The organism is Streptosporangium sp. H16, assembly GCF_051918855.1.
GTDB lineage: Bacteria > Actinomycetota > Actinomycetes > Streptosporangiales > Streptosporangiaceae > Streptosporangium.
In genome coordinates this window covers 313391-333789 of record NZ_JBPXMD010000004.1, presented here as the reverse complement: position 1 = coordinate 333789, position 20399 = coordinate 313391, and the positions used below count along the sequence as shown (strand labels likewise).

Sequence of the window (20399 nt, the reverse complement as noted above, 5' to 3'; positions counted from 1 at the left end):
TCACAATTGTACCGAGCTTGACTGTTAACAACTAAATTGCACACAATTGAGTTGCCCAAAATCGAGAAGGGGATCCCGATGAGTACGCTTTACACCGCCATCGCCACCGCCAACGGCAGGGAAGGACGGGCGGTCTCGTCCGACAAGCGCCTCGACGTGGCCCTCGCGCCGCCGAAGGAGATGGGCGGCTCCGGCGAGGGCACCAATCCCGAGCAGCTGTTCGCGGCCGGGTACGCCGCCTGCTTCGCCAGCGCGCTCCAACTGGTCGGCCGCAAGCGGAAGGCCGATGTCTCCGAGGCCTCGGTGACCGCCGAGGTGGGTCTCGTCCAGGCGGGCAAGGGCCTGGTGCTCTCCGTGACGCTGCGCGTCGAGCTCCCCGACGAGTTGCACGGGGAGGCCGGTACCGCCCTCGTGGAGGCCGCCCACCAGGTCTGCCCCTATTCCAACGCCACCCGGGGCAACATCCCGGTCAACCTCGTGATCGAGTAGTCGGGCTCCCGGGGATCGCGGTCAGGGAAGGGGCCTGCGGCCGGCGAAGCCGAGCTCGTCCCGGTGGTACCACACCAGCTCGCGGTCCCCTTCGAGCCAGCACAGCCGCACCCGCACCCCGTCGAGCACCGAGGGGAAGTCGACCAGGAGGGGCGCGACACCCTTGACCTCGATGCCCCGCTCCTCGAACCAGCCGAGGATCTCCTCCAGCCTGGCCTCGTAGGCCTTCGCCTCCGCCAGCCCGCCGACCTCGGAGGTGCCCGTGCTGCGGAGCTCATACGCGAGCTCGGCCAGCTCACCCCGCATCGCCACGAACGCGGCGGCCCGCTCCAGCAGCACGGGCATGAGCGCCCGCGCCTCCTCGACGGTGAAGATCCTGTCCACCCCTGCACGCTAGCGCGTCCCCGCCCGGAACGCTGCGAAGCACCGGGAGCACCAGGAGGCATCGGGGGCACCGGCGGGGCGCTCGGCAAGGTACCCGGCGGGACACTCCACGGGACGCTCGACGGGACACAGAAGTTCTGTCAGCGAATGCTGACAAAATGGGCCTGTCAGCTTATGCTGACAAGATGGGATCGCTGAGCGAGTTCGCCGAGGCCGTCGACGGCGAGGATCCGGTGGTGGCGCTGGCGTCCGTGGCGGCACTGCGCAGGCTCCTGGAGGAGCTTGAGGCCGCGCACGTCATCGAGGCCAGAAGCCGGGGTTCGTCCTGGGAGGTCATCGCCGCGGCGCTCGGAGTCAGGCGGCAGACGGCACACCGCAAGCACGCACACCGAATCACCGAGGGCGGGAGCTGACGATGTTCGCGAGATTCACCCCCGAGGCCCGGCTGACCACGGTCCGCGCCGGACTGCTGTCGCTCGACCACGGCCGCACCACGCTCGACGAGGACATGTTCCTGCTCGCCCTGGCCGGGTCGTGGCCGGTGACGGGTTTCTCGGCCACCCCGCAGGCCGTCACACCGGGGGTGGCCGGCGCGGAGGCCGTCACCCCCGAGGCGGTCGCCGCGGAGATCCGGAACCGCGAGGCCGCGAGGGGCCGGGCGGGCGACCGCGAGCTGCTGGCCGCCATCGGCGTCGACCTGGACGAGATCAGGCGACGCCTCCCGGCCCGGCGGACGGACCCCCTGGCGTGGCGGCTGACGCGCTCACGGCTGCGCCCGCTGAACGTGACGCTCAGCGGGCCGGCCGGTGACCTGCTCCTCACCGCCGGGGCGAGGAAGGTCGTCGAGGTCGCTCTGCACACCTCCGGCACCGGCACCGGTTCCGAGGTGACCGACGAGGATCTGCTGAAGGGCCTGCTGGCCGACTCCTCGAACGCCTCGGTCTCCATCCTGCGCGGCCTCGGTGTCGACCTCCGCGGCCTCGCGGCGAGCATCGGCTTCCTGCGCGAACCAGCCTGAGGGCGAAGCGAACCCGTCCGAGGACGAAGCGAACCGGCCTGGGGACAGAACGGGTGAGGTCAGATCTCCATGCCGTAGAAGCGCGCGGCCGTGCCGCCGAGGACGGCCTCCCTGCCGGCCCCGTCGAGACCCGACAGCAGCACTCCGGTCTCCTCCCAGACCTTGGCGTAGTCGCCCGCGAGGACGGCCACCGGCCAGTCGCTGCCGAACATCAGCCGCTCGGGGCCGAACACCTCGAGCGCGTGGTCGACGTAGGGGCGGAGGTCCTCGGCCGTCCAGGTCTCGGGGTCGGCGGCGGTGTTGAGACCGGACACCTTGCCGTACACGTTGGGATGCTCGGCGGCGCGGGAGATGAGCGACGCCCACGGTTCCCAGCCCTTCTCCCTGATCGGCGGCTTGGCCAGGTGGTCGATGACCAGCCGCAGCCCGGGGACGCGCTCGGCGAGGAACGGCACGTGTTCCAGATGCCTGGGCAGCACCGCCACCACGTCGAACGGGAGCCCCGCCGCGGCGAGCAGGCCCAGGCTCTCGACCACCGTGTCCTGGACGACCCAGTCGGGGTCGGGGTCGTCGTGGATGAGATGCCTGACCCCGGCGAACCTCGGATGCCTGCCGTAGCGCTCCAGCGCCACGGCCGCCTCGTCGGGCCGGTTCAGCGGCACCCATCCCACCACGGCTGCGACGAAGTCGTGGGCGTCCGCCTGCGCCAGCATCGCGTCGGTGTCGGCGTAGGTGTCGGCGGCCTGGACCAGCACGGTCCGTTCCACGCCGACGGCGGCGAGCTGCGGGAGGAGCTCCTCGGGGGTGAAGGTGCGGTAGAGCGGTCCCGCCTCCGGCGTCAGCCAGGAGTAGGAACCCGTCTCCAGGTTCCAGAAGTGCTGGTGGGCATCGATGACGGCCATCCACCGCTCCCCTTCGATTTCTCGATAGATCGTCTGAACCTGCACAAACTAGGGCGAGGCGGCAGGGGTGTCAACGCCGCCGGCCTGCGGGAACCGGGCGGTGAGCCGGCGGCCGTACGGGGCGGTGCGCCCGCCCTCACGCGTACGGGCCGGTGGTGGACGCTCCCCTGAGGGGAGCGTCCACCACCGGCCCGTACGCCCGTCGGAGGGCCGCCGTCGCCACGCCGGCCCCCGGTCGACACCGGCCAGACCAGCCAGACCAGCTACACCGGCTACACCGGCTACACCGGCGACAGGGCCGGGTCGTCCGACCGCGAGGCGGGCGGCGGGGGCGAGGTGTCGTCGCCGTGCTCGTCGTCGAGGAGGGTCGTCTCGTCGAACGGCGCCCTGCCCGCCAGCACCTCGGTCGCGCGCTCCCGGTCGAACTCGCCCGTCCAGGTGCCGATCAGGACGGTGGCGACCGCGTTGCCGGCGAAGTTGGTCAGCGCCCGCGCCTCGGACATGAAGCGGTCGATGCCGACGATGAGGCCGACGCCGTCGACCAGGTCGGGGCGGTGGGACTGCAGGCCGCCCGCGAGGGTGGCCAGGCCCGCGCCGGTGACCCCGGCGGCGCCCTTCGACGCGATCATCATGAACACCAGCAGGGAGACCTGCTCGCCGAAGGCGAGCGGGGCGCCGGTGGCGCTCGCGACGAACAGCGTGGCCATGGTGAGGTAGATGGCCGTGCCGTCGAGGTTGAAGGAGTACCCGGTCGGCACGGTGATGCCGACGACGGGCTTGCTCACGCCGAGGTGCTCCATCTTGGCGATCAGGCGGGGCAGGGCCGACTCCGACGACGAGGTCGACAGGATCAGCAGGAACTCCCTGCCCAGGTAGCGCAGCAGCGAGAACAGGCCGACCCGCGCCACCAGGAAGAGCATCGGGCCGAGGATGACGAACACGAAGAGCACGCAGGTCAGGTAGAAGGCGAGCATGATGACGCCGAGGCTCCTGAGCGCGTCCATGCCGGTGGCTCCGACGACCGCGGCTATCGCGCCGAAGGCGCCGATCGGGGCGGCCCACATGATCATGGCGAGGATCCGGAAGACGAGCCGCTGGATGTGCGTGATGCCGTTCAGGATGGGTTTGGCGCGCTCGCCCATCGCCTGCAGGGCGAAGCCGGTGAGCAGCGCGACCAGGAGGGTCTGCAGCACCTGGCCCTCGGTGAACGCCGACACCAGCGTGGTCGGGATGACCCCGAGCAGGAACGACACCGTGTCGGTCTCGCCGCCCTTGGCCGCCTCGGCCTCGGCGGCCTTGCGGAGCTCGTCGGTGAGCTGCAGGCCCTGGCCGGGGTCGACCAGGTTGCCCACGAGCAGGCCGATGCCCAGCGCGACGGTCGACATGGCGATGAAGTAGCCGAGCGCGAGGCCGCCGACCCGGCCGACCTTGGCGGCCTTGGTGACCGACCCGACACCGAGCACGATGGTGCAGAAGATGATCGGGCTGATCATCATCTTGATCAGGGCGACGAAGGCGGTGCCGAGCGGCTTCAGGGCCACGCCGACGTCGGGGGCCGCGAACCCGATCGCGATACCGGCGACCACGGCGACGATGACGGCGATGTACAGGTAATGTGTTTTATCTCGGGCCGCGCTCATGCGTGCTCCACCGCGCTAGAGGAAAAATCCGGTCGAGCGACTATCTCCGGCCCTGTGATCTAAGTCACCATTGCGTACATTTCGTTCGTGAACTTGCGGAAACTTCCCAGACGCATGCGCGACTGGAGCCTGGCCAGGCAGATGCTGGCCCTCCAGATCGTCGTCGTGGGCGTCACCGTGACCGGTGGCGCCCTGCTGGCGTTCCTGCAGATGCGTGACCTGCTCGTCGAGGAGGCCGTCGGCACCGCCAGGGCGGTGACCGTCAGCGTGGCCGACTCCCCCTCCGTCCTCGCCTCCCTGGGCGACTCCGCGGCCCTGCAGCCGTACGCGGAACGGGTGAGGCGGGAGACCGGGGTCGACTTCATCACGATCATGAGCCTCGACGGCGTGCGCTACACGCATCCCAACCCCGCCGAGATCGGCCGCCGCTTCCTCGGCAACACCGCGCCCGCCCTGGCGGGGCAGGTCTTCACCGAGACCTACACCGGCACGCTCGGCCCCTCGGTCCGCGCCGTCGCCCCGGTCCGCGACGCCCGTGGCGAGGTGCGAGCCCTGGTCAGCGGGGGCATCACCATCAGCAAGATCAGTGTCAGGCTCCGCGGGCAGATCACCGGCGCCGCGCTGATCGGCCTGCTCGGCCTGTCCGTCGGCGGGGCGGGCACCTACCTGGTCGGGGCCCGGCTGCGCCGCCAGACCCACGGGATGGGCCCCGCCGAGCTGAGCCGGATGTACGAGTACCACGACGCGATCCTGCACGCCGTACGGGAGGGCCTGCTGCTCGTCGACGACGCGGGCACGGTGACGCTCTGCAACGACGGCGCCAGGGAGCTCCTGGGCCTGACGGGCGAGGTGAACGGCAGGCACGTCACCCGGCTGGGCCTTCCCCCCTCGCTGGGCGAGCGGCTCTCGGCGGGCGAGAACCGTACCGACGAGATCCACATGACCGGTGAGCGGGCGCTGGTGGTGAACGCGGCGGTGGTCCGCTCCGGCAACCGCTCGCTCGGCACCGTGGTCACCCTTCGCGACCACACGGAGCTGCAGTCCCTGACCGGGCAGCTCAACGCCGAGCGCGGGTTCGCCGACTCCCTGCGGGCCGCCGCGCACGAGTCGGCCAACAGGCTGCACACGGTCATCACCCTCGTCGAGCTGGGCCGCGCCGAGCAGGCGGTGGCGTTCGCGACCGAGGAGATCAAGGCCGCGCAGCAGCTCACCGACCGGGTGGTGGGCGCCGTACGCGAACCCGTGCTCGCCGCGCTGCTGCTGGGCAAGAGCGCCGAGGCCGGGGAGCGGGGGGTGGAGCTGTCGATCACCCCGGACAGCGAGCTCGACGACCTCGGCCTGGACACCCGCGACCTGGTGACGATCGTCGGCAACCTGATGGACAACGCGGCGGACGCGGCCATGGCGGGCACCCGGCCCGCGCGGGTGGAGGTGCGGCTGCGCGCCGACGAGACGACCTTCGTGATCAGCGTGGCGGACAGCGGCCAGGGCCTCGACCCGGCGACGGCGGGCGAGGCCTTCCGGCGGGGATGGACCACCAAGGGCGACGGCCGCGGCCTCGGCCTGGCCATGGTCGGCCAGGCGGTCCGCCGCATGGGCGGGACGATCGAGGTCGGCGGGACGGGCGAGCCGGGCAAGCCGGACACGGCCGTGTCGAGCCCGGCCGCGGAGGCCGCCCGCGCGGGCGGCGGAGGTGCCGGGCGACCGGCCGAGAACGGGACGGGCGCGGTGTTCACCGTACGGCTGCCGCTGCGGAGGAAGGGCACGTCATGATCTCGGTACTGGTCGTCGAGGACGAGGAGATCACCGCCGAGGCGAACCGGGTCTTCGTGGAGCGGGTGCCCGGCTTCCGGGTGGCGGGAGTGGTCAGGTCGGGCGGCGACGCGCTGCGCTTCCTGCGGCGGCACCCCGTCGACCTGATCCTGCTCGACCTCTACCTGCCGGACATGCACGGGCTGGAGGTGTGCCGGGCGCTGCGGGCGGCGGGCGTGATGTCGGACGTCATCGCGGTCACCTCGGCGCGGGACCTGTCGGTGGTCAGGTCGGCCGTCTCCGTCGGCGTGGCCCAGTACCTGCTCAAGCCGTTCACCTTCGCCTCGCTGAACGAGAAGCTCACCCGCTACGCCGAGTTCCGGTCGTCGGTGGAGGGCGCGGGAGAGGCGAGCGGTCAGGGCGAGGTGGACCGCGCGCTGGCGGCGCTGCGGGGCCCGGCGCAGAACCTCCTGCCGAAGGGGATGACGCAGGCCACCCTCGACGCCGTACTGGCGGAGCTGCGCAAGTCCCCCGGCGGCCTGTCGGCCCAGACCGCCGGGGCGGCGATCGGCGTCTCCCGGGTGACCGCCCGCCGTTACCTGGAGCATTTGACGGAGAGCGGGATCACACACCGGGTGCCCCAGTACGGTGGCCTCGGACGACCCGAGCTGCTCTACCGGATCATTTGAGGCCCCGCCGGGGCACGGTGGCCCCGGAACTGGTAGGAAAAAGGCAGCCCGCCCTGCCACCCGCGGGCAAAGGAGTGCAGCATGGCCTTTTTCACGGTCTCATCGAGCCTGCTCGGGACGGCGTTCGTCGTCCGGGCGCTCGGAGAACTCGACTACCGCCACTCTCCCGCCCTGCGCGCGGAAATGGACAAGGCATGGGCCGCCGAGCCGCCCTCCCTGGTCGTGGCCGACGTCGCGGGTCTCACCTTCTGTGACTCCACCGGGGTCGCCGAGCTGATCCTGGCGCTCCGGCGGAGCCGCACCCTGGGCGTCCGGCTCGCCCTCGTCGGCGTGCACGGCACCCTGGAGCGGATCCTCGCCATCACCGGCCTGCGCTCCTCCTTCGAGGTCTTCGCCTCTGTCGAGGAGGCGATGCAGAAGGCCTGATCAGCTGTTTCCCTGGTCCATCGGCACGCGGGGCGCGTCGATGATGACGTCCGAGAAGATGTCGACCATCAGGGCGATCACGCCGCCGATCGCGATGATCCCGGCCCCGACCCAGAAGAACGTCCAGTTGGGGCCGAGGCACAGGGCGACGCCCCCCACGGTGAACCCCAGCAGAATGACGATCACCGCGAGCCAGGACTTGGGGCTTCCCCCGTGACTTCCAGCCATGAGTCTTTCCTCTCCCTGTTCTCTGATTCTCCGCGAATCAGTGATGCGCGCCGTCCGCCGCGGCGATCACCCGTGTCAGTGACCGGTGGAGCTCCTGGAGCTCCTCCAGGTTCATACCCAGACGCTCGACGATCGCCGGCGGAACCTTCTCCGCCTCGTCCCGCAGCCTGTGGCCCTCCGGTGTGAGCGAGACGGCCAGGACACGCTGGTCCTGGCTGTCACGCCGCCTCCGGATGTAGCCGACGGCCTCGAGACGCTTCAGCAGCGGGGACAGCGTACCGGGGTCGAGTCTCAGTAGCTTGCTCAGCTCCTTGACCGACCGCGGTGCCCGCTCCCAGAGGGCGAGCATGACCAGATACTGGGGGTGGGTGAGGCCCATCGGCTCCAGCAGGGGCCGGTAGAGCCCGATGACGTTGCGCGAGGCGATCGCCAGGGCAAAACACACCTGGCGGTCCAGGCTCAGGGGATCGACCATGTCACTCACGCACGCCTCCAAACGACATAGTACGATAATTAGTGTACAAACCATTATCGCCCCAACCGTCGGCGAGTAAAGGATCACCATGTTTCACAGCAAGCCGATCGAGGAGCGGATCGCCGAACGCCAGGCCGAGCGCTCCACCCTCAAGGAGGGCCGGCACTTCGAGCACGGCCCGGCGAAGTTCGTCTTCATCTTCGTGATCGTCTTCGTGGTCGTCGGCCACCTGGCCGGCCTGCTGCTGATGATGGCCCTGGGCATGCACTGACGTGGCCGGACGGCGTGCCGGCGAAGCGCGCGGCACGCGGCCTTCCCGCATCGCTCCTCCCCCCTTCCTCCAGGCCTTCCTCTCGGATTCCGCCGGGGCTTCCTCTCAGAGCCGAAGCGGGGGGCCTGCACGCCGGAAGGGTCCGGATGAGAGGATGATGATCCTGTTGGTCGGGGTTGGACCGCCCGATAGATCAGGAGGTCTGTAATGTCTGACGTCACGCCGGAACCCGAAGGTTCCGAAAGTTCCGACGACGAGCTGAAGCGCAAGTTCCGCGAGGCACTGGAGCGCAAGAAGCTCGCCCAGGCGGACGCGGGCGCCGGGGGCAAGGGGAAGAACTCCTCGAAGATCCACGGTGCTCACGGCCCGGCGGCGGCCAAGCGCTCCTTCCGCCGCAAGAGCGGCGGCTGAGCCGTCTTTTGAACCAGGTTCGGACCAGGGCACCCGCCCACCCGGATCTCGGCCGCCCTGCTGGCCCCCGGCCAGCGGGCGGCGCGCTTCCTCCACCGGCTCCCGGCGCCCCTTGGAAGCGTCCGGAGTCTGCAATAGGCTGTGCACGTGCGTGATCTTGGTGAGGACCCCCGGCCGGCTCGAGGCGCGGTCAGCGAGGTCCACCGCGTCGACCGGACCGCGACCCTGCATTACTCCCCCGACCTCGACGGGCTCGCCGACCCCGGCGAGATCGTCTGGGCCTGGGTCCCCTACGAGGAGGATCCGGACCGGGGCAAGGACAGGCCACTGCTGGTCGTCGGCCGCCACGGGCGCAAGCTGCTCGCGCTGATGCTGTCCAGCCGGGCCGGCGGCGGCGACCCGGGCGACTGGCTGGAGATCGGCCCCGGCCAGTGGGACCGGGAGAACCGGGTCTCGTACCTGCGCCTGGACCGGGTCTTCGCCCTCGCCGAGGGCGACATCCGCCGCGAGGGCTCCGTCCTCGACGGCGCGCGCTTCGCCCGCGTGGCCGCCGTCCTCAAGCGCACCCACGGCTGGGCCGCCGACGGCTGAGCCCGCTCCGCGCCTGCCCCGGGCGGCGCCCGGCGGAAGGTACGGACACCGCACAGGCGTCCGGACACGCGAAGCACGGGCCCACGAAGGTATCCGGACACGCAAGGCACAGGCACGCGAAGGCATCCGGACATGCGCTCAGGCAGGGAAGCGCCGGGCGCGAATCCGGTGGAAAACGGCGGGGTGAGCCAGCATCCTGGTATCCCATGGACGACAGACGGCTCGTTCGAGTCTCCAAGTATCTTTCCAAACACCTCAGGCACCAGCCTGAACGCATCGGGCTGGTCCTCGGCCCGCAGGGCTGGACGGACATCGACGCCCTGCTGGCGGCCGCCGCGCGGCACGGCTTCACGATCACCCGTGACGAGCTCGCGCAGGTGGTCGCGGGCAACGACAAGCGGCGCTTCGCCATCGAGGGCGGCCGGATCCGCGCCAACCAGGGCCACACGATCGACGTCGACCTGGGCCTCCTCCCGGTCGAGCCGCCCGAGTTCCTGTTCCACGGAACGGTGGGCTCGTACGTGGCCGCCATCCGGGAGGAGGGCCTGCGGCCGATGAGCCGGCACGCCGTGCACCTGTCCCCCGACCGGGAGACCGCGACCCGGGTGGGCGCGCGGCGGGGCAGGCCTGTCGTGCTGGTCGTCCGCTCGGGGGAGATGCACCGGGCGGGTCACGAGTTCCGGGTCAGCGCCAACGGCGTATGGCTGGCCGCCCACGTGCCGCCCGCCCACATCTCGTTCCCCGGCTGAGGGACTCGGATCCCCTCCTCACCTCGCGCCGGAGGACACAGGATTTCCAACGCATTCCAAAATCTGAGCCAACCGCAGGCCACTCCCACCCCGCACCACACCCCCGGGCAAGCACCTGGGGTTTTTTCATGTTCATGCTGGTTTGGAGGGAAGTCAACCCATTGACGTTCCAACACATACGGGTGTAAATAAAGCTGAAACAACACTGAAACGGTGGTGAATCAACAGCATGTACGCCGAGGAGCGGCAACAGGAGATCCTGCGCCGGGCGCGGACCGTGGGCCGGGTGGACGTGGTGACGCTGGCGGAGGAGTTCGCCGTCACCACGGAGACCATTCGCCGCGATCTGACCGTGCTGGAGCGCTCCGGGATGCTGCGGCGCGTGCACGGCGGTGCGATTCCGGTCGAGCGGCTGGGGTTCGAACCCGAGCTGGCCGCCCGCGACGAGGTGATGATCGGAGAGAAGGAGCGCATCGCCAAGGCGGCGCTCGCCGAGCTCCCCGAGGACGGCGCGATCATCATCGACGCCGGGTCGACGACCGGCAGGCTGGTGCAGGCGCTGCCGGTCGACCGGGAGCTGACCGTGATCGTGAACTCCCCGCCGCTGGCGACGGCGATGGCCACCCGCCCCAACCTGACGGTGATCATGCTGGGCGGGCGGGTGCGCGGGCGGACCCTGGCCACCGTCGACGACTGGGCGCTGCGCCCCCTCTCCGACCTGCACGTGGACGTGGCGTTCATGGCGACCAACGGGTGCTCGGTGGCCAAGGGGCTGACGACGCCCGACCCGGCCGAGGCCGCCATCAAGCGGGCGATGATCGGCGCGGCGCAGCGGTGCGTGCTGCTCGCCGACCACACCAAGTTCGCCAACACCTACCTGGCGCGCTTCGCCTCGATCCAGGAGATCGACGCGGTGATCAGTGACACGGGGCTCGACACCGGGGTCGCGGCCGAGCTGGCCGCCGCCGGGCCGGAGGTGGTCCGGGCGTGACCGTCCCCCTGTCCCCCGACCCCGGCCCCGGCCCCGGCCCCGGCCCCGGCCGTACGATCGAGGTGGTCCCGGCGTGATCGTCACCCTGACCCTCAACCCCAGCCTGGACCGGACGATCGAGGTGGCGTCGCTGACCCGCGGGGCCGTCATCCGCGCCGCCGCCGCCCACCTCGACCCCGGCGGCAAGGGCGTCAACGTCTCCCGGGCGCTGCTGGCCAACCGGATTCGCTCGTGCGCGGTCGTCCCCTTCGGCGGCGACGAGGGACGGCAGCTGGTGAGCCTGCTCGCGGCCGAGGGCATCGAGATGATCACCGTCCCGGTCGCCGGGACCACCCGGTCCAACGTCGCCCTGGCCGAACCCGACGGCACGGTCACCAAGATCAACGAGCCGGGGACGGCCCTGTCGCCGGCCGAGCTCGACACCATCGCCGAGGCCGTGCTCGGCGCGGCCAGCTCCGCGGACTGGGTGGTCGCCTCGGGCAGCCTCCCGCCAGAAGTGCCCGCCGACGTCTACGCCCGCCTGTGCGAGCGGTTCGGCGCGGCGGGCATCAACGTCGCGATCGACACCAGCGGCCCCGCCCTCGTCTCGGCGCTCGCCGAGGCCCCCGCCCTGGTCAAGCCCAACCGGGAGGAGCTGGGCGAGGCCACCGGGATCGCCATCTCGACCCTGGGCGACGCCATCAAGGCCGCGGAGAGCCTGCGGGTCCGGGGCGCGGGCGCCGTCCTGGCCAGCCTGGGCGCCGACGGCGCGATCCTCCTGCAGGACGACCAGATCTGGCACGGCCAGTGCCCGGTGGCCGAGCCGCGCAGCACCGTCGGCGCCGGTGACGCCATGCTCGCGGGGTTCCTCGCCGGCGGGGCGCGCGGCGAGAGCGCGCTGGTCGAGGCGCTGGCCTGGGCGACCGCCGCGGTCGGGCTACCGGGAAGCCGGATGCCCTCCCCGCACCACATCCGGCGCGACGACGTCCGCGTCACCGGAGCCGATCCCGCCCTGCCGCTGCGGTCCGGGGGCTGACAGTGGCGCGGATCCACCCCCCTGGCCGGCCCAGCCGCCGGCCGCCCCGGAAGGAGCAGCACACATGAGCGAGTACACCCCGACTGTCACAGGAACCGGGGCGAGAGCGAGCATCCAGCGTTTCGGCGGGTACCTCGCCGGGATGATCATGCCGAACATCGGCGCGTTCATCGCCTGGGGCCTGATCACCGCTCTGTTCATCCCCACCGGCTGGCTGCCCAACGAGAAGTTCGCCGTCCTGGTCGACCCGATCGTGAAGGTGCTGCTGCCGATCCTGATCGGTTACACCGGCGGGCGGATGGTCCACGGCCAGCGCGGAGCCGTGGTCGGCGCCGTCGCCACCATGGGCGTCGTCGCCGGCGCGGAGAGCCCGATGTTCCTCGGCGCGATGATCATAGGGCCGCTGACCGCGTACCTCCTGAAGCTGTTCGACGGGCTCGTCGCCGACCGGGTCAAGGCCGGCTTCGAGATGCTGGTGGACAACTTCAGCGCCGGCATCATCGGCGGCGCCATGGCCCTGGTGGGGGTCCTGGCCATCAGCCCCGTCGTCACCAATATCACCCGTGTCGCGAGCGACGCGGTCGCCTGGCTGATCGGCAACAACCTGCTGCCGCTGGCCTCGGTCGTGATCGAACCCGCCAAGGTGCTCTTCCTCAACAACGCCATCAACCACGGCGTGATGGGCCCGCTGGGCGTGGCACAGGCGGCCGAGACGGGCAAGTCGATCCTGTTCATGCTGGAGTCGAATCCCGGACCCGGGCTCGGACTGCTTCTGGCCTTCATGTTCTTCGGCCCCCGCGCGCTGCGCCCCAGCACCCCCGCCGCGATCATCATCCAGTTCTTCGGCGGCATCCACGAGATCTACTTCCCGTACGTGCTCATGAAGCCCCGGCTGATCCTCGCGGTCATCGCCGGTGGCGCCACGGGCGTCCTGGTCTTCATCATGACCGGGGCCGGGCTGGTGGCCACGCCGTCGCCCGGCAGCATCTTCGCCTTCCTCGCGGTGACTCCCAGGGGCGGGTGGTTCGGCACCATCGCCGGCGTCCTCGCCGCGACCCTCGTCTCCTTCGCCGTCGCCTCGGCCCTCCTCGGCTTCGGCAGGGGTAAGGACGAGACGGAGGAGAACCCCGAGGAACCCCCGGCCCAGACCGAGACCGAGACCGCACCCGTCGCCAAGGAGGCCTGACCGATGGCCAGCATCGAGAGCAAGGACATCCACAAGATCGTCGTGGCCTGCGACGCGGGCATGGGCAGCAGCGTCATGCTCGCCACCCAGCTCCGCAAGCAGCTGAAGGACCAGAACGTCCAGGTGGAGCACACCCCGGTCAACTCGATCCCCGCCGACGCCGACGTGGTGGTCTGCCACGCCGGCCTGGCGAACCGGGCCAGGGCCGGGGCCCCGGACAAGGTGCTGATCCCGTTCCAGGTCTTCATCGGGGACCCGGCGGTGACCAGGCTGGTCAGCACGATCAAGAGTGGTGGCACCGTCAATGCCTGAGACGGCGCCGCTGCCGCTGGACCCGCGCGCCATCCGGCTGGCGGCCTCGGCCGCCGACCGCGACGACGCGATCCGGCAGTGCGGGGAGGCCCTGCTCGCCGTCGGCGCGGTGGAGAGCGCATACATCGACACCATGCTCGAACGGGAGCGCTCGATCTCCACCTACGTCGGCGAGGGGGTCGCCATCCCGCACGGCACCCTGGCCGCCAAGGACGCCGTCCGGCACGACGCCATCAGCGTCGTGCGCTTTCCCGGCGGTGTCGACTGGGACGGCGACCAGGTGACGGTGTGCATCGGCATCGCCGCCAAGGGCGACGGCCACGTACGGCTGCTCGCCGAACTCGCCCAGATCCTGATGGATCCCGACCAGGCTCGGGCCCTTCGCGAGGCGACGGAGGTCGCCGAGGTGGTCCGGCTGCTGCAACCGAACGAAGAGGACGAAGCACAGTGAAGGTCGCCCGTTTCTACGCCCCTGGCGACATCCGCGTCGAGGAGGCGCCGGAACCCGTCACCGGACCAGGCGAGATCAAGATACGCGTGCGCAACTGCTCGACCTGCGGCACCGACGCGAAGATCCTCAAGCACGGTCACCACCACATCAAGCCGCCCAGGGTCATGGGGCACGAGATCGCCGGCGAGGTGGTCGAGGCCGTCGACGCGGGCGAGTGGGCGCCGGGCGACCGGGTGCAGGTGATCGCCGCGATCCCCTGCGGGAAGTGCGCGGAGTGCCGCCGGGGCCGGATGACCGTCTGCCCGAACCAGGAGTCGATGGGCTACCACTACGACGGCGGGTTCGCCGAGTACATGATCATCCCGGCGAAGGTCCTCGCGGTCGACGGTGTCAACCGCGTCCCCGACGGCGTCGGTTTCGCCGAGGCGTCGGTGGCCGAGCCGCTGGCCTGCGTGCTCAACGGCCAGGAGCTGGCCCGCGTGGGCGAGGGCGACGATGTGGTGATCATGGGCTCTGGCCCGATCGGCTGCCTGCACGTGCGGCTGGCGCGGGCGCGGGGCGCGGCGCGGGTCTTCCTCGTCGACATCAACGCCGGGCGGCTGGAAATGGCCGCGGGGCTGGTCCACCCGGACGCGGTCGTCCACGGCGAGGACGTCGTCGAGCAGGTGCTCAAGCTCACCGACGGCAGGGGGGCCGACGTCGTCATCACCGCCGCCGCCTCCGGCGCCGCCCAGGAGCAGGCGCTGCGGATGGCGGCCCGACAGGGACGGATCAGCTTCTTCGGCGGCCTGCCCAAGGACAACCCGATCATCCAGTGCGACTCCAACCTGGTCCACTACCGGGAGCTGACCATCGTCGGCGCCAACGGGTCCAGCCCGGCGCACAACGCCCGGGCCCTGCGGCTGATCGCCGACGGCTCGGTGCCGGTCGCCGACCTCATCACGCACCGGCTGCCGCTCGCGGAGGTCCTGGAGGGGATCGACATCGTCAGCAGGGGCGAGGCCATCAAGGTGACCATCGAACCCTGACCGGCTCCGGTCTCCCACGCCCCTTCCGCCAAGCCCGGCGGAAGGGGCCGCCCCCCACACACGACAGGCCCGGACAGGCCCGCCGAACTCGCGCGGGCCCCCTCAAGCTCGCACCACTCGCAGAACGCGCAGAAGGAGAACCGGAGATGCCGGAGAGGACAGTGGTCGTCGCCTCACGCACGGGCCTTCACGCCCGGCCCGCGAAGATCTTCGTGCAGGCCGCGGCCAAGCAGGGGATGCCCGTCCGCATCCGCGTCGGGGACGGCAAGCCCGTACCGGCGAACAGCATGCTCGCCGTGCTGGCGCTGGGCGCCACGCACGGCACGGAGGTCACGATCGAGGCGGAGGGACCGGGCGCCGACGAGGCGCTCGACTCCCTCGCCGAGCTGCTCGCCCGCGACCTCGACGCCGAAGAGGCCCCTCGTGGCGCCGGGGAGACCTCCCGTGGCTGAGACGCTCAGTGGCCTGGGCGTGAGCTCGGGCCGGGCCGCCGGGCGGGTCTGCCGGATGGCGGGCCCGCCGGAGCTGCCCGCGCCCTCCCCCGTCACCGACGCCGGCGCCGAGCTCGACCGGGCGATGCACGCGCTGCGGGCCACGGTCTCCGAGCTGGCGGCGCGGGCGGAAAAGGCGCCCGACGCCGACGCGAGGGCGATCCTGGAGGCGCAGTCCTTCATCGCCGACGACCCCGGCCTGCACGAGTCCGTGGAGGCGAACGTCAGGTCGGGAAAGGACGCGGCGCACGCCATCGACGAGGCCTGCGCCCACCACCGGCGCGCGCTGGTGGCGGCGGGCGGCTACTTCGCCGAGCGTGCCGCGGACCTCGACGACATCCGCAACCGGGCCGTGGCGGCGGTGCTGGGCCTGCCCGTCCCCGGGGTGCCCGACCCGGGTCACCCGTTCGTCCTGGTCGCCGCGGATCTGTCCCCCGCCGACACGGTGAACCTGGATCCCGGGTCCGTCCTCGCCCTCGTCACCGAGAAGGGCGGCCCGACCAGCCACACCGCCATCCTGGCCCGTGCCCGCGGCCTGCCCGCCGTGGTCGCCTGCCGGGGGGCGGGCGACATCGGCGAGGGGACGTGGGTGTCGGTCGACGGCCTGCGGGGCGAGGTGGAGGTCGGCATCGGCGAGGGGGCCGCCGCCGAGATCCAGCGCCGGGCCGAGGCCGACCGCCGCCGGACGGGCACCGTCCGGGGCCCCGGCCGGACCTCCGACGGCCACCCGGTCAAGCTGCTGCTCAACATCGGTTCGGCGGCCGACCTCGCACCGCCGGACCGGGTTCCCCCGGCGGAGGGGGCCGGGGGCGTGGACGCCGAGGGGGTGGGGCTGTTCCGCACGGAGTTCCTCTTCCTGGACCGGCGCGAGGAGCCGAGCCGCGAGGAGCAGGTGGCCGCCTACGCCGCGGTCCTGCGCGCCGCCCCCGGCGGGCACGTCGTGGTCCGTACCCTCGACGCGGGCACGGACAAGCCGCTGCCGTTCCTCGGGCTGGCCGGGGAGACCAACCCGGCGCTGGGCGTACGGGGACTGCGGGTCTCCCGGGTCAGGCCCGAGGTGCTCGACGCCCAGCTCGACGCCATCGCCGAGGCGGCCCGCGTGACCGGGACCGAGCCGTGGGTGATGGCGCCCATGGTGACGACGGTGGCCGAGGCCGCCGGCTTCGCCGGGCGGGCCCGTGCCCGGGGGATCACGCGCGTCGGGGCGATGGTGGAGGTCCCCGCCGCCGCGCTGCGCGCCGGGCGTCTGCTGGAGGAACTCGACTTCCTGAGCATCGGTACCAACGACCTGAGCCAGTACACCTTCGCCTCCGACCGGCAGCACGGGGAACTCGCCGACCTGCTCGACCCCTGGCAGGCCGCGCTGCTCCAGCTGATCGCCGACTGCGCGGCCGCCGGGCGAGCGGCGGGCAAGCCCGTCGGCGTGTGCGGCGAGGCGGCGGCCGACCCGCTTCTGGCGACCGTCCTGGTCGGCCTGGGCGTCACCAGCCTGTCGATGTCCGCACCAGGGATCTCCCCGGTGCGGGAGGCTCTCGCCGCCCACTCCCTGCAGCGGTGCCGCGACAACGCCCGGATCGCCCTGGCCGCCGACGACCCCGGACAGGCCAGGAAGGCGATCGCCCCGGACCGGTGAGCGCCCCGGCCCCACCCCGGCCCCACCCCTCGGCCGGGCCGGCCCCCGCCGGTCCGGCCCCCTCCACTCCGCGGCCCCTCCCCGGAACCCGCGCGGAGTCCACCCGGATCCCGCCTGGTGTCCGCTGAAGATCCGCCCGAGGTCCGCCCGGGACCCGTCCGGGATCCCCTCGGCGCGCATCGGTGAAATCACCGGTCTTTCCTGGGCCACCGGTACACCGGCGCAGGTCGGCGGAGGCCGGTGGGGAACCCCGCCACGCGCTCTTTCCAGGCGCGACACACGCGCGTAACACTGAGGGATGCCCTCCCCCTCCGCCGCCACCCGGTCACCGGTGCTGCACGGCCGTGACACGGAGCAGGACGCGCTGTTGCGATTGCTCGACGCCGCCCGGCGCGGCTCCGGGGGCGCGGCGATCCTGCGGGGGGCGCGGGGCACGGGAAAGACCGCGCTGCTCGACCTCGCGGCGGCCCACGCGGGCGGCACCGACAACCCCGGCGGCACGGGCGGCACGGGCGGTTTCGTCGTGCTCAGGGTGCGCGGTACCGAGGCGGAGTCGCACCTGCCGTACGCCGGGCTGCACGGCCTGCTCAGGCCGGTCACCGACCGGCTCCCCGCGCTCCCCCCCGCGCAGGCGGAGGCGCTGACCCGGGCGCTGGAGCTGGGCGCGGCGGACGGCGGGCTGACGCTTCCCGCGGCGGTCCTCAACCTCCTGGCGGCGGCCGGTGGCCCGGTGCTGGCCTGCGTCGACGACGTTCACCACCTCGACGCGCCCAGCCGCGCGGCGCTCTTCTTCGCGGCCAGACGGCTGGCGGGGGAACCGGTCGTGCTGCTGTTCGGGGCCGACGACGGCGGCGACGGCGGCGCAGCCGCCCCCGACGACATACCGGCGTTCGAGCTGGGCGCCCTGGACGAGAAGGCCGCCAGGCGGCTCGCCGACGACCTGGTGCCGGGACTGGCCGACGACGTACGGGCGTCGCTGCTGGAGATCGCCTGCGGCAACCCGCTGGCGCTCGGAGAGCTCGCCAGGTCGCTGAGCCCCGAGCAGATCTCCGGCGTCGCCGCCCCGCCCGGAACCCTGCCGAGGGGCGGGCGGCTCTGGCGCGCGTACACCGACCGGCTGGCGCGGCTGCCCGGCGAGACCGCGGACATGCTCCTGCTGCTAGCGGCGGATCCCGACCTGGAGACGGTCACCCTGGCCGACGCGGCGGAGCCGGAGTGCGCGCCGGCCGCGCTGGAACCGGCGGAGCGGGCGGGGGTGATCGTCCATGTCGGCGGCGGCGGTGCCGGCGCCGGCGCCGGTGACCGCTACGACTTCCGCGAACCGGCGATGCGGACGGTCGTCTACGCCGGCGCCTCCCTCGCCCGCCGCCGCGCCGCGCACCGCCTGCTCGCGGGCATGCTGTGCCACGACCACCAGCGGCTGCGGCGGGCCTGGCACCGGGCCGCCGCGATGGACGGCCCCGCCGAGTCGCTCGCCGACGAGCTGGCGGCGGCCGCGGCGGCGGCGACCTCCCCCGGCGGCCACCCGGCGACCTTCCTCGCCTTCGAGCGGGCGGCCGAGCTGACCGAGCACGGCGACGTCAAGGCCGCGCGGCTGGCCGCGGCCGCCAACCGCGCCTGGCACGCGGGCCTGCCCCGCCGCGCCCGGTCGTTGCTCACCCGCCTGCAGTCGCTGACGATCTCCGAGGAGGTGCGCAGCCAGGCCGAGCTCATCCGCGGCAGCCTGGAGATGCGCAGCGGGAAGACCGGCAGTGCCGGGGAGGACCTGCTGGCGGCGGCCGAGTCGCTGCTGGACAGGGACCGGGGGCAGGCCGTGCGGGTGCTCATCCGCGCGGGCGAGGCGAGCTACCTGGCCGGCGACAACCTTCGCTACCTGGACATGGCGCGGTGGGCCGCCACGCTGCGCCGCCCGGACGACCCGGCGGCCACCCAGCTGATGTTCGAGTATCTGGCCGGCACGGCGGCGACCTTCGACGGCCGTCACCGGGAGGCGGCCGATCCGCTCCGCCGGGTGCTGGAGCTCGCGCCCTCGGTGCGCACCCCCTCGGTGCTGGTGTGGGCGGGCGTGGCCAGCCTGCTGCTCGGCGACGACGCGCAGGCGGTGCGGTTGTGCGGCCGGGCGGTGGAGACGGCGCGCGCCCGCGGGGCGGTCTCCACGGTGCCGCAGGTCCTGGAGTTCATGATCAATGCCGAGCTCTGGATGGGCCGCTACGCCTCCATCACCGCCAGCGCCGTCGAGGGGCTCCGGCTGGCCCAGGAGCGCGGGCGGCCCAACAGCGCGGGCCAGCACCTGGGGTGGCTGGCCCTCACCGCGGCCGTCGAGGGGGACGAGGAGACGTGCGCGATCAGGGCGGCGAGCGCCATCGAGCTGGCGGGCGCCCACGGCGTGTGCGTGGCGGGAGCGCTCGGCACCTGGGCGCTGGCCCACCTCGACCTCGCGGCGGGCCGGCACGCCGACGCCGCCAAGCGGCTGCGGGCCACGACCAGGGCGGACGGGACCAGCGGCCACCTCGTCGTGCGGGTCATGTCGACCCCCCTGTTCGTCGAGGCCGCCGCGCGCACGGGCGACCGGGAGCGGGCAGGGGAGGCGCTGCGGGTGCTCGACCGCTGGGTGGGCAGCACCCGAAGTCCCGACCGGCGCGCGCTGGCCACGCGCTGCCACGCGCTCCTGGCCGCCCCCGGCGACGCCGAGGAGTACTTCAGGGCCGCGCTCGACCTGCACCACCAGGGGTTCTCCGAGTTCGAGACGGCCCGCACCCAGTTGCTCTTCGGCAGCGCGCTGCGCAGGAACCGGCGTCCGGGCGCGGCCAGGGAGCACCTGCACAGCGCGCTGGAGACGTTCGAGCGCTCCGGCGCGCGGCTCTGGGCCGAGCAGGCCCGCGCCGAGCTGCGCGGGGCGGGAGAGGCCGTCCGGTCGCACCGCCCGAAGGCCACGGAGAAGCTCACCGCGCAGCAGTACCAGATCGCGCGCATCGTGGCGGACGGCGCCACCAACCGGGAGGTGGCGGCCCGGCTCTTCCTGAGCCCGAGGACCGTCGAGCACCACCTCAGGAACATCTTCGCCAAGCTCGACATCCGCTCCCGGGTGGAACTGGTGCGGTTGATGTCGTGATTCACCGGTGTTGACCAGTGCGATGGAGTACGGGTGATTTCACCGATGCACTCCGGGGCTGACAGGGAGAAAGTTGCGTCTGTCAGAAACCCGAGGGGTCACCCCGGTGCGCTGACCGTACCGCCGCCGTTCCCGGTGGCGGGCCGACGCGCGAC

General features: G+C 72.3%; 24 protein-coding genes. 19 read left to right on the top strand and 5 right to left on the bottom strand.

Features of this window, described 5'->3' with window-relative positions; all coding sequences use genetic code 11:
• Positions 1–78 precede the first annotated feature (78 nt).
• Positions 79–489 carry an organic hydroperoxide resistance protein gene (locus ACTOQ2_RS09610; RefSeq protein ID WP_440099296.1) on the top strand — a complete coding sequence of 137 codons (411 nt, stop codon included), beginning with the start codon at positions 79–81 and terminating at the stop codon, positions 487–489.
• A gap of 21 nt (positions 490–510) precedes the next feature.
• Here ACTOQ2_RS09610 and ACTOQ2_RS09605 read toward each other — a convergent pair whose 3' ends face one another.
• Positions 511–873: a DUF2203 domain-containing protein gene (locus tag ACTOQ2_RS09605; protein WP_440099295.1), complete on the bottom strand. Its 363-nt coding sequence runs from the start codon at positions 871–873 to the stop codon at positions 511–513.
• A gap of 185 nt (positions 874–1058) precedes the next feature.
• Here ACTOQ2_RS09605 and ACTOQ2_RS09600 point away from each other — a divergent pair, with 185 nt between their 5' ends.
• On the top strand, positions 1059–1286 hold the full coding sequence (locus tag ACTOQ2_RS09600) for an RNA polymerase subunit sigma-70 (RefSeq protein WP_440099294.1): 228 nt from the start codon (positions 1059–1061) through the stop codon (positions 1284–1286).
• Between the two features lie 2 nt (positions 1287–1288).
• Entirely contained in the window at positions 1289–1891 is a 603-nt protein-coding gene (locus ACTOQ2_RS09595; protein ID WP_440099293.1) for a hypothetical protein, read from the top strand.
• A gap of 59 nt (positions 1892–1950) precedes the next feature.
• On the opposite strand, the gene ACTOQ2_RS09590 is transcribed toward ACTOQ2_RS09595, so the two are convergent.
• Both ACTOQ2_RS09590 and ACTOQ2_RS09585 read right to left on the bottom strand, forming a co-directional pair.
• Entirely contained in the window at positions 1951–2793 is an 843-nt protein-coding gene (locus tag ACTOQ2_RS09590; RefSeq protein ID WP_440099292.1) for an amidohydrolase family protein, read from the bottom strand.
• Positions 2794–3074: 281 nt separating this feature from the next.
• Positions 3075–4433: a cation:dicarboxylate symporter family transporter gene (locus tag ACTOQ2_RS09585; protein ID WP_440099291.1), complete on the bottom strand. Its 1359-nt coding sequence runs from the start codon at positions 4431–4433 to the stop codon at positions 3075–3077.
• Between the two features lie 87 nt (positions 4434–4520).
• Between ACTOQ2_RS09585 and ACTOQ2_RS09580 the strand changes: the two genes are divergently transcribed.
• The 3 genes from ACTOQ2_RS09580 (at position 4521) to ACTOQ2_RS09570 (ending at position 7300) form a co-directional block, all read left to right on the top strand.
• On the top strand, positions 4521–6206 hold the full coding sequence (locus tag ACTOQ2_RS09580) for a sensor histidine kinase (protein WP_440099290.1): 1686 nt from the start codon (positions 4521–4523) through the stop codon (positions 6204–6206).
• Positions 6203–6874, top strand: a complete 672-nt coding sequence (locus tag ACTOQ2_RS09575) for a response regulator (protein WP_440087500.1) — start codon at positions 6203–6205, stop codon at positions 6872–6874. Before ACTOQ2_RS09580 ends, ACTOQ2_RS09575 begins: the two co-directional genes overlap by 4 nt.
• 81 nt (positions 6875–6955) lie before the next feature.
• Positions 6956–7300: an STAS domain-containing protein gene (locus ACTOQ2_RS09570; RefSeq protein WP_440099289.1), complete on the top strand. Its 345-nt coding sequence runs from the start codon at positions 6956–6958 to the stop codon at positions 7298–7300.
• Here ACTOQ2_RS09570 and ACTOQ2_RS09565 read toward each other — a convergent pair whose 3' ends face one another.
• Positions 7301–7528: an HGxxPAAW family protein gene (locus ACTOQ2_RS09565; protein WP_440099288.1), complete on the bottom strand. Its 228-nt coding sequence runs from the start codon at positions 7526–7528 to the stop codon at positions 7301–7303.
• Between the two features lie 37 nt (positions 7529–7565).
• Positions 7566–8003 carry a MarR family winged helix-turn-helix transcriptional regulator gene (locus tag ACTOQ2_RS09560; protein WP_440066551.1) on the bottom strand — a complete coding sequence of 146 codons (438 nt, stop codon included), beginning with the start codon at positions 8001–8003 and terminating at the stop codon, positions 7566–7568.
• 88 nt (positions 8004–8091) lie between these two features.
• On the opposite strand from ACTOQ2_RS09560, the gene ACTOQ2_RS09555 reads away from it, so the two are divergent.
• From ACTOQ2_RS09555 to ACTOQ2_RS09495, 13 genes are all read left to right on the top strand, one after another.
• Entirely contained in the window at positions 8092–8274 is a 183-nt protein-coding gene (locus tag ACTOQ2_RS09555) for a hypothetical protein (protein WP_440066299.1), read from the top strand.
• Between the two features lie 207 nt (positions 8275–8481).
• On the top strand, positions 8482–8685 hold the full coding sequence (locus tag ACTOQ2_RS09550) for a DUF5302 domain-containing protein (RefSeq protein ID WP_329079480.1): 204 nt from the start codon (positions 8482–8484) through the stop codon (positions 8683–8685).
• 147 nt (positions 8686–8832) lie between these two features.
• Positions 8833–9276: a type II toxin-antitoxin system PemK/MazF family toxin gene (locus tag ACTOQ2_RS09545; RefSeq protein WP_440066297.1), complete on the top strand. Its 444-nt coding sequence runs from the start codon at positions 8833–8835 to the stop codon at positions 9274–9276.
• A gap of 206 nt (positions 9277–9482) precedes the next feature.
• Positions 9483–10025, top strand: a complete 543-nt coding sequence (locus ACTOQ2_RS09540; RefSeq protein WP_440099287.1) for an RNA 2'-phosphotransferase — start codon at positions 9483–9485, stop codon at positions 10023–10025.
• Positions 10026–10254: 229 nt separating this feature from the next.
• Positions 10255–11016, top strand: coding sequence for a DeoR/GlpR family DNA-binding transcription regulator (locus tag ACTOQ2_RS09535; protein WP_440066293.1), 762 nt, complete (start codon positions 10255–10257; stop codon positions 11014–11016).
• A gap of 73 nt (positions 11017–11089) precedes the next feature.
• Positions 11090–12031, top strand: a complete 942-nt coding sequence (pfkB, locus tag ACTOQ2_RS09530; protein WP_440066291.1) for a 1-phosphofructokinase — start codon at positions 11090–11092, stop codon at positions 12029–12031.
• 64 nt (positions 12032–12095) lie between these two features.
• On the top strand, positions 12096–13217 hold the full coding sequence (gene mtlA / locus ACTOQ2_RS09525) for a mannitol-specific PTS transporter subunit IIC (protein ID WP_440099286.1): 1122 nt from the start codon (positions 12096–12098) through the stop codon (positions 13215–13217).
• A gap of 3 nt (positions 13218–13220) precedes the next feature.
• Positions 13221–13529: a PTS lactose transporter subunit IIB gene (locus ACTOQ2_RS09520; protein WP_344744158.1), complete on the top strand. Its 309-nt coding sequence runs from the start codon at positions 13221–13223 to the stop codon at positions 13527–13529.
• Positions 13522–13980 (top strand): PTS sugar transporter subunit IIA, encoded by a 459-nt coding sequence (locus tag ACTOQ2_RS09515; RefSeq protein ID WP_440099285.1) that lies wholly within the window; start codon positions 13522–13524, stop codon positions 13978–13980. The genes ACTOQ2_RS09520 and ACTOQ2_RS09515 overlap by 8 nt, the downstream gene beginning before the upstream one ends.
• Complete coding sequence (locus ACTOQ2_RS09510; protein ID WP_362846881.1) at positions 13977–15008, top strand: zinc-dependent dehydrogenase; 1032 nt, start codon at positions 13977–13979, stop codon at positions 15006–15008. Before ACTOQ2_RS09515 ends, ACTOQ2_RS09510 begins: the two co-directional genes overlap by 4 nt.
• 146 nt (positions 15009–15154) lie before the next feature.
• Entirely contained in the window at positions 15155–15460 is a 306-nt protein-coding gene (locus ACTOQ2_RS09505; protein ID WP_362686345.1) for an HPr family phosphocarrier protein, read from the top strand.
• Positions 15453–17132: a phosphoenolpyruvate--protein phosphotransferase gene (ptsP, locus tag ACTOQ2_RS09500; protein ID WP_440099284.1), complete on the top strand. Its 1680-nt coding sequence runs from the start codon at positions 15453–15455 to the stop codon at positions 17130–17132. The genes ACTOQ2_RS09505 and ptsP overlap by 8 nt, the downstream gene beginning before the upstream one ends.
• A 298-nt stretch (positions 17133–17430) precedes the next feature.
• The gene (locus tag ACTOQ2_RS09495; protein ID WP_440099283.1) at positions 17431–20244 is read left to right on the top strand and encodes an AAA family ATPase; all 2814 of its coding nucleotides are present in this window, start codon (positions 17431–17433) and stop codon (positions 20242–20244) included.
• Positions 20245–20399: the final 155 nt, after the last annotated feature.

Coding starts and splice junctions, on each gene's coding strand:
- ACTOQ2_RS09610 (WP_440099296.1), top strand. CDS start 79: ATGAGTACGCTTTACACCGCCATCGCCACCGCCAACGGCAGGGAAGGA.
- ACTOQ2_RS09600 (WP_440099294.1), top strand. CDS start 1,059: ATGGGATCGCTGAGCGAGTTCGCCGAGGCCGTCGACGGCGAGGATCCG.
- ACTOQ2_RS09595 (WP_440099293.1), top strand. CDS start 1,289: ATGTTCGCGAGATTCACCCCCGAGGCCCGGCTGACCACGGTCCGCGCC.
- ACTOQ2_RS09590 (WP_440099292.1), bottom strand. CDS start 2,793: ATGGCCGTCATCGATGCCCACCAGCACTTCTGGAACCTGGAGACGGGT.
- ACTOQ2_RS09585 (WP_440099291.1), bottom strand. CDS start 4,433: ATGAGCGCGGCCCGAGATAAAACACATTACCTGTACATCGCCGTCATC.
- ACTOQ2_RS09575 (WP_440087500.1), top strand. CDS start 6,203: ATGATCTCGGTACTGGTCGTCGAGGACGAGGAGATCACCGCCGAGGCG.
- ACTOQ2_RS09570 (WP_440099289.1), top strand. CDS start 6,956: ATGGCCTTTTTCACGGTCTCATCGAGCCTGCTCGGGACGGCGTTCGTC.
- ACTOQ2_RS09565 (WP_440099288.1), bottom strand. CDS start 7,528: ATGGCTGGAAGTCACGGGGGAAGCCCCAAGTCCTGGCTCGCGGTGATC.
- ACTOQ2_RS09560 (WP_440066551.1), bottom strand. CDS start 8,003: ATGGTCGATCCCCTGAGCCTGGACCGCCAGGTGTGTTTTGCCCTGGCG.
- ACTOQ2_RS09555 (WP_440066299.1), top strand. CDS start 8,092: ATGTTTCACAGCAAGCCGATCGAGGAGCGGATCGCCGAACGCCAGGCC.
- ACTOQ2_RS09550 (WP_329079480.1), top strand. CDS start 8,482: ATGTCTGACGTCACGCCGGAACCCGAAGGTTCCGAAAGTTCCGACGAC.
- ACTOQ2_RS09540 (WP_440099287.1), top strand. CDS start 9,483: ATGGACGACAGACGGCTCGTTCGAGTCTCCAAGTATCTTTCCAAACAC.
- ACTOQ2_RS09535 (WP_440066293.1), top strand. CDS start 10,255: ATGTACGCCGAGGAGCGGCAACAGGAGATCCTGCGCCGGGCGCGGACC.
- mtlA (WP_440099286.1), top strand. CDS start 12,096: ATGAGCGAGTACACCCCGACTGTCACAGGAACCGGGGCGAGAGCGAGC.
- ACTOQ2_RS09520 (WP_344744158.1), top strand. CDS start 13,221: ATGGCCAGCATCGAGAGCAAGGACATCCACAAGATCGTCGTGGCCTGC.
- ACTOQ2_RS09515 (WP_440099285.1), top strand. CDS start 13,522: ATGCCTGAGACGGCGCCGCTGCCGCTGGACCCGCGCGCCATCCGGCTG.
- ACTOQ2_RS09505 (WP_362686345.1), top strand. CDS start 15,155: ATGCCGGAGAGGACAGTGGTCGTCGCCTCACGCACGGGCCTTCACGCC.
- ACTOQ2_RS09495 (WP_440099283.1), top strand. CDS start 17,431: ATGCCCTCCCCCTCCGCCGCCACCCGGTCACCGGTGCTGCACGGCCGT.